This is a genomic window from Bradyrhizobium sp. LTSP849 (genome assembly GCF_000938255.1).
In the GTDB taxonomy this organism is placed as follows: domain Bacteria; phylum Pseudomonadota; class Alphaproteobacteria; order Rhizobiales; family Xanthobacteraceae; genus Bradyrhizobium.
This window is the reverse complement of the sequence record NZ_JYMR01000005.1, coordinates 290893-307775: the sequence shown is the minus strand read 5'-3', so window position 1 is coordinate 307775 and position 16883 is coordinate 290893. Positions and strand designations below refer to the sequence as shown.

Below are 16883 nucleotides of genomic sequence, written 5' to 3'. Positions count from 1 at the left end.
GCCTGAGAGAAGCAGCGTCTGCCGCCCCGCTCAGATCGCGGGCTTGTCCGGCCCCTGAAGCCTGGCGTGCAGATTGATCAGCCACATCGCCGTCGGCCGCAGGATGAAGAGGTCGGCGACCAGCGCCGCCACCATCGAGAAGGCACTGAGCCAACCGAACAGCCGGAGCGACGGCAGATCGGAGAACACGGTGACGACGAGGCCGCAGGCCAGCACCAACGTGGTCAGGATCAGTGCCGGGCCGACCAGCACGGTCGCGCGCTCCACCGCGAGCGCTGAACCCACGCCCGGCTTGCTCTCCAGCCTGAGGCGGTTGAGGAAGTGGATGGTGGCGCTTAAGCCGAGGCCGAACGAAACGGTCAGCGCCACGACACTGGCGAATTGCAGCCCCTCACCCATCGCCCACAGCACCGTTCCCGACATCACCACCGGGAAGATGCCCGGCAGGATGCAGGCGAACATCACAACCCAGGAGCGGAAGGCGAGCCCGATGAAGATCGCGACCAGCGCGAATTCGACGGTGAGCCCGCGGTTGAGCTTCTCGATCATGCCGGCCGAGTTGCGTGCGGCAATCGCGGCGAGACCGGTGACCGCCACCTCGTAACCGGGATGCTTCTTGCGGACGACGTCGAGCTCGGCATCGAGCTTGTCCACGACGGGCAGAAGCTGGCTGGAATCGATATCCGGTACGCGGCCTGCGACCAGGACGGCATCCTGGTCGGCATCGATGAAGCGCCGCACGAGATGCTCAGGGATCAGGCTGACATATTCCTTGAGCGTCGCGACGTCGCCGCTGCCGGCCTTTTCCGCAAGCCACCGGCGCAGGGTTTCGACAGACCAGACGTTACCAACGCCGGCCGCCTTCTCTACGATCGCGTGAACGTCCGCGATGGTTTGCAGGGTCTCCGGCGAGTAGAGCGATTCACCCTTGGGGAACTGGATCAGGACGTTGACCGGATTGGCGCCGGTCAATTTGGCGTCGAGCCGGTTGCTCGCGGCCACGGCCTGACGCTTGTCCGGCACCTGGTCCGCAAGCCGGTAGCGCGGCTGAAGATTGGCATAGACGACGCCGAGGCTGGCGACGAACACGACCGCGATCAGGCTGAACAGGCCGGGGCGACCCACCATGCGCACCGCGATCCAGTAGCAAAAATTGCGCAGCGCCTGCACGCCGGCATCCGCGCTCTGGAACTTGCTCGCAAAGACTTTCTCGTTGCGCACCAACAGCACACCGAACACCGGCACCAGCGACAGCACCGCGACCAGCGCGATGATGGTGGCGGCCAGACCCGCCTCGCCGAACTTGCGGATCAAGTCTGAGTCGGAGAACTGAAGCGCGATGAAGGAAATGCCGGCAGTGCCGTGCGTCAGCACGCAGGCCGGTCCCACCACCAGCACCGCGTTCTTGAACGCGGTGAACTTGTCCTGCCCTGCGATCAGCCGGTCACGTGCGGCGAAGGTAAGCTGCATCGAGTCCGAGAAACTGATGACCATGATGAGCGGAGTCATCACGTTCAGGAACATGTTGAGATTGAAATTGGCCCAGCCGAGCGCACCGAGCGCCAGCAGGATCGCGATCATCGGCGGGAACGCCGCCACGATCATGAAGGAAATTTTTCGGAAGAAGATGATGGCGATGACACAGCCGGCGAGGATGCCGAGGATGTTGTAGGTGAGGCCGTCGCGCTCGACCGCGTTGCGGATCTCGAGCTGCATCACCGGCACGCCGGAGAGCTCCACGCTGAGGCCAGTCTGGCCGAGATCCTCCTTCATCAGCGCGCGGATGTCGCCGACGGTCTTGGTGAGCTTGCTGGAGGCAACCACCTCCGGATCGAGCGAGAGCACGATCAGCGCGAGCGTGCCGTCCTCCGACAACAGCTTGCCGCGGATGATCTCGTTGGCTTTGACGGTCTCGATGAACTTGTCATAGGCCGCGCCCTCAGGCAGCTCGCCCGGGAATAGCGCCGCCGGCAGCTTGCCCGGCGCCGGCGCCTGGCGGGCGGAGAACAGCGACACCAGCCCGCGCGTGCCCTCGACCAGTTGCAAATCGGTGACGAAGTCGCGCAGCTTCTCGAGGTTATTCCGCGCCAGCAGGGTCTTGCCCTCGACCACGACGAGAACGTCGAATTCCTCCGCCGGGAACTTCTTCGTCACCTCTTCGTACTGGTGGAATTCACGGGAATTGGAGCGGAACAGCTGCGACAGTGAATCGTCGATCTTGATCCGATGGATGCCGAACACGGCGCCGACGATCAGCACGAGCAGGACGATGCAGGAAACGATCGGCGCCCGGACGGCGATCAGCCCGATGCGCTCAAGCCCGAAGGCGATGGAGGACGTAGGCCCCTGCTCGACCTTGTCGACATGAACCTCACTCTCGCTGTGCTTTTCGAGCATGCCTTGTCCAGTTCCTAAATCGGTTCGGTCAGTGAGCTTATGCGCCCCGCATATCGGCTTGAAAACGCCATACAGATGGGAGGCTTGCCCTTTGAAAAAGCGCGGGAAATCGCCGCGACGGGTTTAGCAGGTCCAAACGCCATCTCGCAAGCGCGTGCAAGCGCACAAATTGGATCAACATGCGGCGATTTCGGCCCTTGATATCGGTCATTCCGGCCGGATCGTCCCGATTCGAGCCGGGGGATCGCCGCTCTCGTCCTTGAGCGCCACGCCGGTGACTTCTCGCGCCAGTCCCTCGCGGACGAGCCAGGCGATCTTGAAGGCCGCCTCGTCATAGCTCAACCCTGCGTGATGGATGTTCGAGACGCAGTTGCGCTCGGCATCGGTCAGGCCCGGCTTCGGGGCGAAGGTCAGGTAGGCACCGAGGCTGTCGGGCGCGGACAGGCCTGGCCGCTCGCCGATCAGCATCACCACCATGCGCGCGCCGAGAATGGCGCCGATCTCGTCGCCGAGCGCGACGCGCGCGCCTGAGGCGACGACGACATGGCCGATCGCGACACCATTGTCCGCCGCGAGCAGAGGCAACAGGCTCTTTACCAGCGCGACCGCGTGGACATGGACCGCCGCCGCCGACAATCCGTCGCCGATGACGATCGCGAGCTGGCACGGTTTTGTGGCGCCTCGCGCCAGGGCCTCGGCGGATCCGGCATCGAGCTGCCGCCCCAAATCCGGCCGTCGCAGATAATCCCTGCGATCCGCCGCCCGGCTCCTCACCTCGGAAACGACGAGGCCAAGCGCACTGATCCCGGCAACCAGAAGCGGCGCATCGAAGGCGGCATGCACGGCATCGCGGGCGCGGGCGTGGTCCAGCGTGAAATCGAGCAGCGGTTTTGTCGGGAGACTCGCACCGCTGCGCCCGAGCGCGACGCGCGCAGGCGTGAACGACCGCAGATCGAGGGTCGGGCGGCGCGGGACGGTCTTGTCGGTCATTCGGCCGGAACGGCAGCCTCGCGCAGCCGGATCGAATAATTCGAGGCGTTCTGTTTGCCCGTCGTAGCCGCTTGCGAAAACTTGATCAGGTGGTGCGCGATCATGGTACAGCCGATCAGCCCTTCGATGTCGCCGCGCTTGATCCTTCCAAGTGCGAACTTCCAGAACACGCGCCTGTAATCGCCGAGCACCCCGACCTTCCAGAAGATGTTGCGCATCATGATCAGGCCGCGCCGGATATTGGGCCAGGTCTTCATCTCGTCCGGCACCGGCATCTTGAGGCGATGGGGATAAACGTTGTCGCATTGATACTGGAAGCGAGCGTAGACCTTCTCTGGCTCGTACGCGACGCTCATGGCGTGCTTCCAGGACGCGACGACGTCGTCATAAGGCAGCAGGAAATTGACGTTGGAATCGCGACCTTCGTCATCTTGAATCAGACGCCCTTCGCGCTCCAGTCGATCCCATAGCGGGGTCTTCGGCAGCGCCTGAAGCAGATTGATGGTCAGCAGCGGAATCTGGGATTCGTCGACGAATGCGAGCAGCGCCTCCGCGGTATTCGCCTTGTCGGTGTCGAGCCCCATGATGATGCCGGACACCACTTCCATGCCGTAGGAGTTGATGGTGCGCACGCCCTCCAGGATCGGGACCATCATGTTGTGGTCCTTGTGCATCGCCTTCAGCGCGTCGGGGTCCGGCGTCTCGATGCCGCAGAAGATGGTGATGAAAAAGGCCTCGCGCATCTTCTCGAGGATCTCGGGCCGCTTGGCGATGTTGAGCGTCGCCTCACAGGCGAGCCGCACGACGTAGCCGGTCTTCTTTTGCCATTCGATCAGATGCGGCAACAGGTCCAGCGCCGCCTTGCGGTTGCCGATGAAATTGTCGTCGACGAAATAGACCGTGTCGGTCATGCCGCATTCGCGCAGGCGATCGAGCTCGGCGATGATCTGCTCCGGCGACTTGAGACGCGGGTTGCGGCCATAGAGGCCGGGGATGTCGCAGAACTCGCACTGATAGGGGCAGCCGCTGGAATACTGAATGCTGCCGAGGAAGTATTTCTTCACGTCGGCAAGCTCATAGGCCGGGATCGGAAACTCCGTCATCGGAATGCGATCCTTGGTGGTCAGCACCACCTGCTGTTCCGGGCGCGAGGTGTCGCGCGACAGGATCTCGATCAGTTCATTGGTGGCGTCGCCGAGCTCGCCGACATGAAGATAGTCGAAGGACGGATAGTAATCGGGACACGCGCTGACCGAGGGCCCGCCGAGCGCCACCGGCAGATCGAGTTCATGGGCGCGGCGGCAAATGTCGTTCATATGCTGGCGCTGGATGTGCATGCCGCTGACGAAGACGGCCTCAGCCCATTCGAACTCTTCCTTTGTCGTGGGACGGAGATTCTCGTCGACGAACTTGACCTGCCATTCCTCAGGCAGATAGGCCGCAAGCAGCAGGAGACCCTGCGGCGGCATGAAGGCGCGGACGCCGTCTGTCAGAGGATAAGAGTATTCAAATGTGCCAAAGGATGAGGTGTAACGCGGGAAGACGCAGAGGATATGCCGGCTCGTTCCGTTGCTTTCAGCGCGCATCGAACTTTCCCCCAACCACGTTCTACGAACGGTCCTGACGAGGTCACCAGACACATAACGTAACGCTGCGACCGGATTTCCTCAATATTGTGGCATCGGTCTAATTCGTGAGACTCGCCAATGGTTTCCCAGGTTCACGCCGGGGACGGAAGTTTTTCGCGAGATTTTTCCGCCTCCGCCCTCACGCAATCAGCCGGGAGGCAAAATCGGGCAACAGGCCTGCATCGCCGGCAAGCCGGAAATCGGCGCCCGCGATGCCCGTTTGCGCCAGCCAGTCGTCGAATTCCGGCGCGCGGGCCACCCCGAAGACGTCACGGACGTAGAGCGCGTCATGAAAGGAGGTGGACTGGTAGTTCAGCATGACGTCGTCGGCGCCCGGCACCCCCATGATAAAGGTGACGCCGGCGGCGGCCAGCAGCGTCAGCAGATTGTCCATGTCGTCCTGGTCCGCCTCGGCATGGTTGGTGTAGCAGATGTCGATCCCGAGCGGCAGGCCGAGCAGCTTGCCGCAGAAATGATCCTCGAGCCCCGCCCGGATGATCTCCTTGCCATCATAGAGATATTCGGGGCCGATGAAGCCGACCACGCTGTTGACCAAAAGCGGTGCAAAGGCCCGGGCGACCGCATAGGCGCGGGCCTCGCAGGTCTGCTGGTCGACGCCGTGATGGGCGTTGGCCGACAGCGCCGAGCCCTGGCCGGTCTCGAAATACATCACGTTCTGCCCGACCGTGCCGCGCTTCTGCGACAGCCCGGCCTCCTGCCCCTCTTTCAGCAAGGCGAGGTCGATGCCGAAACTGCGATTGGCGGCCTCGGTGCCTGCGACCGACTGGAAGACGAGATCGACCGGCACGCCCTGCCCGATCAGCGACAACGTCGTCGTGACATGGGTCAGGACGCAGCCCTGGGTCGGAATCTTCAGCCGCGCGATGATCTCGTCGAGCAGCCGCAGCAATTGCGCGATCACGGCCGGGTCGTCGCTCGCCGGATTGATGCCGATACAGGCATCGCCGGCGCCAAGCAGGAGGCCGTCGAGGATCGAGGCTGTGATGCCCCGAGCATCGTCGAAGGGATGGTTGGGCTGGAGCCGCGTGCTCATCCGCCCCTTCAGACCGATGGTGTTGCGGAAGGCGGTGGTGACCTCGCACTTCCGCGCCGCCAGGATCAGGTCCTGGTTGCGCATCAGCTTTGACACCGCGGCCGCCATTTCCGGGGTGATACCGGGCGCGAGCTTGCGCAAGATTTCGGGCCTCGCAGCGTCCGACAGCAGCCAGTCGCGGAAAGCGCCGACCGTGAGCGACGCCACCGGTGCAAAGGCCTTTGCATCATGGCTGTCGATGACGAGGCGGGTAACCTCGTCGGCCTCATAGGGGATGACGGCTTCCTGCAAGAACTGCCCGAGCGGGACGTCGGCGAGCGCCATCCGCGCCGCGATCATCTGCTCGGCGTTGCCGGCGGCAAGGCCGGCCAGCCGGTCGCCGGAGCGCGGCGGCGTCGCCTTGGCGAGGAGGTCGCGCAGATCGGGGAACGTGTAGGTCGTGGCGTCGATGGTGTGGCGGTAGACCAAAGGCAGCTCCGCAGGTTCGTCGGCCAGTGACCGACTCCAGATCGATTTTGAAGGCGGCGCTCACGTTAGGGAATACGCGCTCGGCGGCTGTCGTGCACGCCGATGTTTGGGGCATTCCGGGCGATCCCCGGGGTCGGTCTGCCGGAAACCGATAGGATCACGCCAAATTACTGAGACGGCTCATATTTTCCCCGACCCTGGGCCTGCACCCCAGACTTGCACGTTAACGCTGCGTCCATCTTCATTCTGCATAGTTTTGCAACAATTTTAGACGACCGCGCGCACCGGCCGCTCCAGGCCATTCGGGCCCTGAACATTATGACAACCGATCGATCTGGGAATGCCACCGGGCTGGCAGGCCGCTTCACGCTTGCCACCAAGCTCTACGCGATCTTCGCGCTGTTCGCGCTGCTCACCGCGGCGATCGCGATGCTGTCCGACTACAACAGCCGCCGCAGCGCCGAGCTGACCGCCGCGATCGAGACGGCGAATGCGGCCGCGCTGAACGTCGAGCGCGTCAACTCGCTGGTCTATGCGGTCGTGATGGAATCCCGCGGCGTCTATATGTCGAGCGAGCCGGCCGTGGTGAAGAAATACGGCGAAGGCCTGCTCAAGTTCAACGAGCAGATCCTCGACGTCGTGAAGCGCTGGGAAACCATCGTCAGGGACGACGACGCCGCGCAATTCGCCACCTTCAAGAAGCGCATCGAGCAGTTTGTCGACTTCCGCAAGGAGCTGGTCCGCCGCGGCATCGAGATCGGCCCGGCCGCGGGCCGCGAATGGGGCGACAACGACGCCAACCGCGCCGTACGCTCGGCGCTGAACAAGGATCTCGAGGCGCTGTCCAAGGTCTATGCCGAGCGCGCCAGGCAGATCGCGCAGCAGACCGAGACCAACCGCATCCTGTCGCTGGTGCTGACCTGCCTCGGCGGCGTGGCGCTGGCGCTCGTCGTGATCGGCATCATCATCATCGCCCGCTCGATCGCCCGGCCGCTCGCCGCGATCACCGCAACCATCAAGCAGGTCGCCGACGGCGCCGAGAATGTCGTGGTGCCGCACTCTGACCGCGCTGACGAGATCGGCGCGCTCGCCCGCGCCATCCAGGTGTTCCAGGACGCGATGGGGCGCAACCGCAACCTCGCCTCGCAGGTCTCGCAGGACTCGGCCGCACGCGAGGAGCGTGCCCGTCACATCGAACAGTCCGTCGAGGAATTTCGCGATGCGATCGGCGCGGTCATGCGCGGCCTCACCGACAACGCCACGGTCATGCGCGAGACCGCGCAGACCATCACGCGCGTCACTGCGGACGCGAGCAGCCGCGCCGGCACGGCGGCGAACGCGACCGAGCAGGCCTCGCACAACGTCACGGCGGTGGCGAGCGCCGCCGAAGAGCTGTCAGCTTCCGTCGAAGAGATCGGCCGCCAGGTGCGGCAGAGCGCCGGTGCGGTCGAGCAGACCGGCCAGCGCACCGAGAAGTCGATCACCGAGATCGAGGGCCTTGCTGCCGCCACGCAACGCATCGACGGCGTCCTCAATTTGATCCAGGCGATCGCCGAACAGACCAATCTGCTCGCGCTCAATGCCACCATCGAAGCTGCGCGCGCCGGTGACGCCGGCCGCGGCTTTGCCGTCGTCGCGCACGAGGTCAAGGCGCTCGCGGGCCAGACCGCCAAGGCAACCGCCGACATCAGCGAGAACGTCAGCATGATCCAGGCCTCGACCCGCAACGCGGTCGATGCCGTGCGCGAGATCGGTGGCGCGGTGCGCGAGATCAATGACGTCACCTCGGCAATCGCCGGCGCGATCGGCCAGCAGGACGCCGCCACGCGCGAGATCTCGTCCAACGCGCAATCGGCCGCGCAAGGCAACGAGACCCTCGTCGCCAACATCACCTCGCTGCGCGACGCCATCGGCGAGACCGATACGGCGGCCTCCTCCGTGCTGATGGCGGCGAGCAGCCTGACCGCGACGGCGGAGACGCTGTCGCGCGAGGTGGAGACGTTCTTTCAAAACCTGCGATCAGGTGCGGCGGATAGCCACGTCGCCAAGGCGGGATGACGGCGCGTCAGCCCGCCTTGCAGGCGGGCTCACGCTTTCACAAAAAACGCGAAAACAACCCCATGCACAGTAGCCGGCGCCAGCTTTTCCAATGGCTTAACCGCCGGCGCGACGCCTGCTGATTTTACGAAGTGCGTTTGACTCGTCGGGCAAAACACCGGCATGATCTCATCATGGCGGCGGTGCAGCTCGCCGAGCCGAAAGCCTCTGCCCTGAAGGCGACCTCTTCGTTTGCGATCCCGCGAGAAGACCATCGAGACGTTTCCACTGTCCCGATAAGGCCGCGCTGTGCCTCTTTCGCGTATGATGTTCATCCAACCGGTCCGGGGACCCAATCGTCGCCGGAAAGCGGCCTAACCGTTACGTCAGGAATGACCCCGATCTCCAGGCTCGGATCGAAATGGCGCATCGTCCGCTCATTGAGATCAATGATGCGGCCAGGCTTGAGCGGCCCCACGTCATTTATCTTGACGATGACCTTCTTGCCTACAGCTTCGATGAGAGCATATTTCGGCCGCGCGCCAAATTGGACCCCGCCAAATCTCTGACGCAAACTCGTCTTGATGGCAGCCGTCCACACCGAGGGATCATAACGCTCGCCGGAGGCTGTGTTCGGGCCGCCCTCCTCGCTGCCGGGCTTGAACGGATTGTACATGGATGCCGCGCCAACGATCGCATCCCCAGAAGCGGCAATGACGATAGCGCTTGAGTGAACTCCACCCGTTTCACTCCGAGCAGCGGGAACAGAAACGGCAAGCGCAACCACGGCGCCGCAAATCGCGGCGCTCGAGCGGAACACCATCAGATCTCCTTTGATTTTTTCGATCGCCCGGTTCCTGATGCCGCAAAACATGGTCAAGCGAACGCGAAAGCGTTCAGGAACTTGCGCCAATCTTTTTGCGGACTCGAGCCAACCTCTGGCTACGGAACCGTCGTGGGAACCAGAGCGGTCCCCGCACAGTGTTTTAGTTCTCGCCGTCTAAGACAGGGATTGCGTCAGCAGCATGACGACGAGAGTCACGGCTGAATAGCTCGACCATGGTCTCACGAGTACGGTAAAAGTGCACCCCGAAGTATCGAGCTTGCAATCCCGACGAGTCCCGCGAAGGGATCGTCCAGCTCCAAAATCAAAAAGATCGCGCAGTTCGTAGTATGGGCAGAGCGAAGCGAAGCCCATCAAACGTCTCACACAACTGCGTCGGCCCGTCAGGGCGTGATGGGTTTCGCAAGAGCTCTACCGATCCTACGGACTGCCGGTGCGACGACTGCTGATTTTACGAAGTCCGTTTGACTCGTCGGGCAAAACACCGGCATGATGTCATCATGGCAATGGCACGCCGTTCCTAACTCTCTCTCGCCCTGAAGTGCCAAGCCCAGAAGTCGCGTTTTCAGCGCAACGGCAGTGAGCGCTCTCGCGCTGGTCAGCCGATACGGAGCAGGCGTCAGTTTGACTGGCGCATGGTCGCGGCGGCTTCCGCCACCTGGGTCTCGCGTGTCGCACGCCGTTTGGTCGAGTCGGCCAGGACCGCCGCCACGATTTCCGGTGGTGAGGTATAGGGGGTGCCGCCCTTGAAGGGAGGCGCCGGATCGTACTCCATGGCGAGCTGGATCTTGCGAGCCGTCTCCTCGCCTGCAAGATCTCCGATCACGCGGAGCGCCACATCGATCCCCGAGGTCACTCCACCGGACGTATAGATATTGCCGTCCTGCGTCATCCGATCATTGGAGACGATTGCGCCGAAGTTCGTGAGCAGGTCGCGGGCCTGCCAGTGGCCGCCGGCCCGGCGCCCTTGCAAAAGACCGGCTGCGCCGAGCAGCAAAGAGCCGGTGCAAATACCGAAGATGTATTGGGAACGTTTCGCTTCCTGCTTCACGTAAGCGACCCACTGGGGATCGAGCATCACAGTGTCGATTCCCGTGCCTCCGGGGATAACGATGATGTCGCTCTTCTTGGCGGTCTCGCGGGTGACGTTCGGGACCAAACGAAGTCCGCGGTCGGTTCGCACAGGATCCATCGTCGCAGCGACGAGATCGACTGTCCAACCCGGCGTGCGGGCAAGCACTTCGAATGGGCCGGTGATGTCGAGTTGCACCATGTCCGGCACGGTCACGATGTTACAATGCATGGGTTGCCTCGATGATATGCCCGCAGCGGCGCCGTCAGCAGCCTGGACGGAATTGCTGCCGCGTATCAGCACCGAAGTGGTGATTGCCAATCCGAGTGCGTCACGCCGAGTTAGCTTCATCTTCATCTCCGCTCAGGAACTTGACAGAACCGTTTCCTCGCAAACATCATGTTGCCAACTCTCGTTCATGATCGGCAGCGTGTATATGTCAAACAGACAACAAAAACTGCCACGCAGAACGGTTTTGATTTTGGCCTTTGACGGCGTTCAGATCATCGACATCGCCGGGCCGGCCCAGGTTTTGAGCACCGCGAATGAAGAAGGTGCAGACCCACCCTACGAAGTCCGGATCGTTGCGCTTCAAGCTGGTTTGATCGAGAACGCATCCGGCTTCTGCATATTGGCCGGCGAAATTCCAAAGGAGGGCGCGGTGGACACGCTCGTGGTTCCCGGCGGGCCTGGTGTTCATAACCTCCGCGAGAATCCGTTGGCGAGCATTGCACTGAATGATCTGAGCCAACGCGCCGCACGGGTTTGCTCTGTTTGTACGGGCGCCTTCCTTCTGGCGGAGGCAGGCATTCTGGACGGTCGCCGGGCAGTCACGCACTGGCGCTCGTCCGAGAGGCTGGCCCGAGAATTTCCAAATGTGACGGTTGATCCCGAACCAATCTTCCTGAACGACGGCCCCGTGTGGACGACCGCCGGCGTAACAGCCGGTATCGACCTCATGCTCAGCCTGGTGCAACAAGACCACGGTGCAGCACTTTCCGCGCGCGTCGCCCGCCGCCTCGTCGTCTATATGCGGCGAGCTGGCGGTCAGAAGCAGTATAGTGAGCCTCTCGCGCTACAGGCGGCGAGCGCGGCACCCTTCGACGTCTTGAGTTGCAGGATTGCAGGCGATCCCTGCTTGCCATGGACCGTGGAGCAAATGGCCCAGGCCGCCGGCCAGTCACCGCGAACGTTTCATCGCCGGTTCGAGGCAGCCACGGGCCTGTCTCCTGCGAAGGCGGTCGAGAAGATCCGCTGCGATCTCGCACGGTCGCTTCTTCACACGACGGATCTCAGTCTTGGACAGATTGCAGGTCGCACGGGGCTAGGCTCCGAGTCCCGGCTGAGACGGGCGATGACCCGACAGTTCGGCGTAAATCCGAGCGAGATGCGTGACCGGTTTGCATGATTCCGCGCTGGAGGAACACAGGGCGCTCGCTCCTCCCTTGGGAAAACGACTATCGCTCCGATCTTGATGGGTCGGCAAATATTCGAACGCGGCCAACATCCTCAACTTCACGATAACGACGCAACTCCATTTGGAGTTCGGGATCTGAACTGGCCCAAGCTAACCAATCGAACGGGACTGAACTCTGCAGCAAGGTATCGACGAGAATCACGTCTGGTCGACCGTTTCGCAGGTCCGCTAACAACTGCCGCCGCTCGAAATTGATGATGCCGTCCAGCTTTGCCCGCTCTTCCTGGGTTGGCTGCGAGTTGTTCTGGGCCAGAATTGCGCCGGCCGTTAGAGCTTGGGCACAAGAACTTCCCACCCAAGTCCCATCGATTTGACGGACGAGCGGATGCCCCAGAGCGACGTGATCGGTAATCGCGAGCAACCGCGGATGCTTTGCAAGTGCCTGGATACGCTGCTCCAGCGACGGAAACTCACGGAGCGACAAGGACAAACAGAACCCGATGAGCACAACACCAACAAAGCCGCCGATCCTGACCGACACCGGCAACGTCTTTGTGCGAACATGTAGCAACGGCGCAGCAATCGCAAACATGCAAAGCGCGTACAGTGTATATGTCCAGCCCTTGCCTTGAAGAACGAAACTCGCGGCTCCGCCAATGGCTGCTGCCAGCCACGGGGTTGCGTCGTCTCCCATTTTGAGGCCTTGCGGAGACACTTGGCGCAGAAACGCTATAGAAGCTGTTATCACAACGATCGGAAAAGGAAGCAGACCAGCTAAATTCTTCCTCATTGGTAGATAGGTGGCAGCGACCATCGGGGCATAGGTAAACAGCCAACCGGGAAAGATGATAACGACCAGCGCTCCGTAGCCGATGACGATAGCGGCGGCTGCACACGCTTCAGGGGTGAACAATGGCCTGAGAGAACGTTGGTGGATGGCGGCAAGGATGATCGGGAGGCCCACCACGAGCGCGAGCTGGGGCTTGATGCTTATAGCCAGCCCGGCACTCAATCCTGCCAGGATCGCAACCGCTCCGGGGGAAAGGCTGCGCCAGCGAATCGCAGTGATGGCTACAAAGGGAGTCAGTGCAACTACGGCTATGTGTTCACGTTGCCCGAATACGGCGCTTGGAAGGACCGCGAACAGAAAAGCCAGCACACATGTTGAAAGACATCGCTCTCCAGCTCCCAACTTGGCCGCCGCAGCGGCGCGATCGATCATGAAAAGCGAGCCGATGATCTCGATCATCACCAAGATGATCACAATGATCTCAGGCGCAATGCCGGTTAATCGCGCAAGCAGTGCTGCCGGCATGTATAGGTAGATCGATAGCGGCGGATTCAGTTCGAAGAGGTCGACCCCCAGCTTTCGGCCATCCAGAATTTCCTCTGCTTCAGAAAGCAGGCAGCTCAAATCGGGGTTAAGAACGGATGGTATTTGAACAAGCAAGGCCGTCAGGAGGATCGCGGCCACGATAATCCAACGCTGATTCATGCCGTAACTGCTTCCAGGCATACTCTTGGGCGGGACGGCCTCTTCTGACGTCGGCAAAAGTCCTCTCCTCGAGCGGAAGCGGCCTGTTCTCCTTCACCTTGCGTGAACTTGCAAAAGTGTAGGCAGCGCCACTCTCAATCAGTAGACGTTACTATTGTGCTACAATGATCCGAAACAATACTGTTTCAGGGCCAAAGCGTAGGACTTGCCATAGCTTCGTTCCGAAGATTGCAGAGGAACTGGCGACCGGAGTGGGGTCGTCTCCGTTCAGGGTCGAAATGCGAGGCGCTGAAGTTGCCGGCATGATCTCATCATGGCGATGGCGCGCCTCGAACTCTCGGTCGCCTAGAGCATGATCCGGAAAAGTGCGCAGCGGTTTTCCGAAAAGATCATGCTCAAACAATGATCTAAAGCGCGCTGACGATTCATCCTAATCGCATAGCGCTTTAGGCGCGAGGGGTGTATCGCACGTTCGGTCTGACCTGCGTCAGGGCGACGCCGGAGATTGCGAGCAGCCCACCGGCAATCAACTTCGGGGTCATGCGGTCGCCAAGGAACAGCACGCTCGAGATCAACGCGAACACCGGAAGCAGCAGGCCGAAGGGAGCGACGCGGCTCATGGAGCAACGGGCGATCAGCCAGAACCAGAGGCCGAACCCGACAATTCCTCCGATGAAAATCGTGTAGGCGAGCGCCAGCCAACCACGCTCATCCGCCGTGACAAGGCTCGCCAATTGTCCATGTTCAAGAAGCAACGACATCACCATGACCTGCGGCACCGTGAGCAGCGACGACCACCCCATCAACATCAGGGGATCGAAAGGGCCGTAGCGTTTCGTCAGGACGTTGGACACCGCGAATGCGAAGGCTGCCCCGACCACAAGCAGCAGCGGAAGCGCGTTGGCCGACAGGCCAGGCCCCGCTGCCAACACCACCACGCCGACGAATGCAAGCACCACTCCGGCGGACGTGGTGAGAGACGGCCGCTCGCCGAGCAGCGGCCAACCTAACAGGACGGTGAAGGGCGTGGCGAGTTGAATTGCGACGGCCGACATGCTTCCCGAGCCGAGGCCGAGGCCAACATAGAACAGCCCGAAGTTCAACCCGCCCAGGAAAAGCGAAATGGCAGCGATCGGGCCGAACTGTTGACGCGTGGGCCTTTTGACAAAGGGAACAAGCAGCAGAGCGATGGCGAGGAAGCGCAGTGCGAGGAAGAAGAGAGGCGGAAACTCCGTAACGCCCACTTTGATGGCCACGAACTGATAACCCCAGAGCAAGGGAACGGCCACTGCGCAGACGATCTGAATGGCGGACATCGCATCGTCCCTTTCAAGACCATTCAGTCTAGATATAGGCGTGCGAACTGCAGAAACGTCCATGGTGTGTCTACCTGATGAAGCGGTCGAGAAAAGCGTCAACGGTCGCTTGCGAAATGATCCGTGTCGGTGCCGTTTTACCGACCACCCGCAGGCCCTCGACGAAACAGACGAGAACTCGGGCGGCGCTCGAAGGCTCGACACCATCGGCCAACTTGCCCGCTGCCTTCGCACGGGAAAGTGCACCAGCCACCCGAGCCTCCATGGCTTTGAAAAAGCTCCCGATGCGACGATCAACATCGGCGTCACGGCCAGCCAGTTCCATGGCTGTGGCGACCAGCAGGCATCCGCGCCGACCATTGGCACCGCTGTTGCGGTCAACGTAGCCGGCAAGGTAGGCCCGCAGGCCGTCGACAGGGTCTCTGTGCGGGTCGAATTCGATATCCATCCGCGTCATTGCATCGGCAATGTAGCGATCAAGCGCAAGCAGGAAGAGCGAGTGCTTGTCACCGAACGCGGCGTAAAGGCTGCCGCGCGAGAGCTTCGTCGCACGAAGAAGATCCGGGAGCGCCGTGGCGTGATAGCCGCGCGACCAGAACACATTCATCGCGCGTTCGACGGCAGCTTCGGTGTCGAAACTTCGGGGGCGGCCACGGGACGGCTGCGCTGGGGCGGCCTGGTTCATTCCTGATATATAGACCAATTGGTCTTTAAATGGCAAGCCATCAATGCGGTCAAAGGCGAAGCTCATTGGATGGGCCGAGCGAAGCGGAACCTGCCCGAAGAGCGCTAAGTTGGCGGACCATTCAAAGCGCGAGACCTCTGCCTCATCGCTCCGTTTTCGAGATAGACCACTCCGTTCGGGGCCGAGCTGTCGATGAACTCGGCGACAAAGGCGCGCCCGATATCGTCCTGCTCGATCGTGCCAAACGATCCCGGAATGAGACGCCCTAGCCAGGCGACATAACCGGGGGTGTGAACATTGCCGCCAATAATTCCCGGCCGAAAAATCGCGAGGCGCTGGAAGCCGGTCTTTTGGACCTCCTCTTCCTTCAGGCCCATGATCCGCACATAACGGATCCTGCTCTTCGAGGTGCTCCCCACTGCCGAGAGCAGAGAAAATCGCGTGATGCCGCCGGCATGGCACCCGCGGGCAAAGCCACCGACGACGCCTATCTCGAGGGCCGTCAGCTCCTCCTCGCTCCACTTCGTGCTGCCTTTGCCGACGCCGACACAGGATGCCCCGTAAACGGGCTCACCTTGCGCGATCATGCCCTGCGCAAGTCTGGTCACTTCCGCCGGAAATTGAGGAGATGCCGTATCCAGGATCACCTGTCGCACGCGGGCATTGGCGTGGAGAGACGCCTCCCTGCGATTGACCATCACGATTTCGGCGCACGAAGACTCCGCCGCGAGTGCACGCACCACCGCATCTCCAACCTGTCCCGTGCCACCGATGATCAAGATGCGAAATGTCATTTTAGGTCGCCTAAAGCCTTTGCCACGACAACGGGTGCCGCGAGATCATTGTTGTCGATGACCATAGTGGCATGTTTCTCCGGCGCACACTCGCTCAGATAGATCCGCTGACCCTCGACGTAGCGGCGATTGGACTCGGCCGACGGGTCGGGGGACGTCCCGTCCCTGTCAGCACTGCGTGCCGCAGACCTCGAAAAATCGACCCGCAGGAAGATGGATGCATCCCAATACGCGCGCAATTCAGGGCGATGCAGAAAGATGCCGTCCAGCAGCAGGATTGAATTCGGGGGCGCGGTCCGCTCGACAAATGGGACAGCCTTGTCGGTGACGTGATCGAAAGCCGCGGCGCAGTATCGACCGCTGCCGCCCGGACTGAGCGGATCCAGGAGATATTGCTTCAGCAAAGTGTAGTTGTAGGAGTCCTCGAAGAAGCCGATTGGCGATTGCCTGCCGCGTGCGTAGCGAACGGCCCTTGGATTGTGGAAGCCATCGACGGAGGCTCCGATCACGGGACGGCCGAAATCGCGCAGGACGTCTGCGAGTTCGTTTGCGAAGCTCGTCTTGCCGGCACCGTCGACGCCATCGATGGCGACCCGCACGATCCTGTCCGGTGCGATATCCGTCGCCATGCAAGCAATCGCGGTGAGCAGGTCGGTTCGTTGAGACATCTCAACGAACCTAAGCGA

At 61.9% G+C, this 16883-nt stretch carries 14 protein-coding genes; 2 read left to right on the top strand and 12 right to left on the bottom strand.

Annotated features, from left to right (window positions below; all coding sequences use genetic code 11):
* Positions 1-30: 30 nt before the first annotated feature.
* From UB31_RS05830 to UB31_RS05815, 4 genes are all read right to left on the bottom strand, one after another.
* The gene (locus UB31_RS05830) at positions 31-2397 is read right to left on the bottom strand and encodes an efflux RND transporter permease subunit (protein ID WP_045006537.1); all 2367 of its coding nucleotides are present in this window, start codon (positions 2395-2397) and stop codon (positions 31-33) included.
* 207 nt (positions 2398-2604) lie between these two features.
* On the bottom strand, positions 2605-3387 hold the full coding sequence (gene eutC / locus UB31_RS05825) for an ethanolamine ammonia-lyase subunit EutC (RefSeq protein ID WP_045010157.1): 783 nt from the start codon (positions 3385-3387) through the stop codon (positions 2605-2607).
* Positions 3384-4973 carry a B12-binding domain-containing radical SAM protein gene (locus UB31_RS05820; RefSeq protein ID WP_045006539.1) on the bottom strand — a complete coding sequence of 530 codons (1590 nt, stop codon included), beginning with the start codon at positions 4971-4973 and terminating at the stop codon, positions 3384-3386. Before UB31_RS05820 ends, eutC begins: the two co-directional genes overlap by 4 nt.
* A gap of 181 nt (positions 4974-5154) precedes the next feature.
* Positions 5155-6537: an ethanolamine ammonia-lyase subunit EutB gene (locus UB31_RS05815; RefSeq protein WP_045006540.1), complete on the bottom strand. Its 1383-nt coding sequence runs from the start codon at positions 6535-6537 to the stop codon at positions 5155-5157.
* A 318-nt stretch (positions 6538-6855) separates the two neighbouring features.
* Here UB31_RS05815 and UB31_RS05810 point away from each other — a divergent pair, with 318 nt between their 5' ends.
* Entirely contained in the window at positions 6856-8595 is a 1740-nt protein-coding gene (locus UB31_RS05810; protein ID WP_045010156.1) for a methyl-accepting chemotaxis protein, read from the top strand.
* A gap of 29 nt (positions 8596-8624) precedes the next feature.
* Here the strand turns inward: UB31_RS05810 and UB31_RS41190 are convergent, their stop codons facing one another.
* From UB31_RS41190 to UB31_RS05800, 3 genes are all read right to left on the bottom strand, one after another.
* The gene (locus UB31_RS41190; protein ID WP_156163228.1) at positions 8625-8909 is read right to left on the bottom strand and encodes a hypothetical protein; all 285 of its coding nucleotides are present in this window, start codon (positions 8907-8909) and stop codon (positions 8625-8627) included.
* On the bottom strand, positions 8906-9397 hold the full coding sequence (locus UB31_RS05805; RefSeq protein WP_156163237.1) for a septal ring lytic transglycosylase RlpA family protein: 492 nt from the start codon (positions 9395-9397) through the stop codon (positions 8906-8908). Before UB31_RS05805 ends, UB31_RS41190 begins: the two co-directional genes overlap by 4 nt.
* Positions 9398-10037: 640 nt before the next feature.
* On the bottom strand, positions 10038-10706 hold the full coding sequence (locus UB31_RS05800; protein WP_197090770.1) for a DJ-1/PfpI family protein: 669 nt from the start codon (positions 10704-10706) through the stop codon (positions 10038-10040).
* Between UB31_RS05800 and UB31_RS05795 the strand changes: the two genes are divergently transcribed.
* Positions 10690-11898: a GlxA family transcriptional regulator gene (locus UB31_RS05795; protein ID WP_197090769.1), complete on the top strand. Its 1209-nt coding sequence runs from the start codon at positions 10690-10692 to the stop codon at positions 11896-11898. The two genes, UB31_RS05800 and UB31_RS05795, sit on opposite strands and share 17 nt — an antisense overlap.
* A gap of 49 nt (positions 11899-11947) precedes the next feature.
* Here UB31_RS05795 and UB31_RS05790 read toward each other — a convergent pair whose 3' ends face one another.
* The 5 genes from UB31_RS05790 to UB31_RS05770 all read right to left on the bottom strand — a co-directional run bounded on the left by UB31_RS05790 (position 11948) and on the right by UB31_RS05770 (position 16865).
* Entirely contained in the window at positions 11948-13402 is a 1455-nt protein-coding gene (locus UB31_RS05790; RefSeq protein ID WP_045010154.1) for a hypothetical protein, read from the bottom strand.
* A 446-nt stretch (positions 13403-13848) separates the two neighbouring features.
* Positions 13849-14718 (bottom strand): DMT family transporter, encoded by an 870-nt coding sequence (locus tag UB31_RS05785; RefSeq protein WP_045010153.1) that lies wholly within the window; start codon positions 14716-14718, stop codon positions 13849-13851.
* Between the two features lie 70 nt (positions 14719-14788).
* Positions 14789-15469 (bottom strand): TetR/AcrR family transcriptional regulator, encoded by a 681-nt coding sequence (locus tag UB31_RS05780; protein ID WP_502691247.1) that lies wholly within the window; start codon positions 15467-15469, stop codon positions 14789-14791.
* Positions 15470-15507: 38 nt separating this feature from the next.
* Entirely contained in the window at positions 15508-16182 is a 675-nt protein-coding gene (locus UB31_RS05775; RefSeq protein ID WP_245305950.1) for a Rossmann-fold NAD(P)-binding domain-containing protein, read from the bottom strand.
* Between the two features lie 11 nt (positions 16183-16193).
* Positions 16194-16865 (bottom strand): nucleoside/nucleotide kinase family protein, encoded by a 672-nt coding sequence (locus tag UB31_RS05770; protein ID WP_045010150.1) that lies wholly within the window; start codon positions 16863-16865, stop codon positions 16194-16196.
* Between the last annotated feature and the right edge of the window lie 18 nt (positions 16866-16883).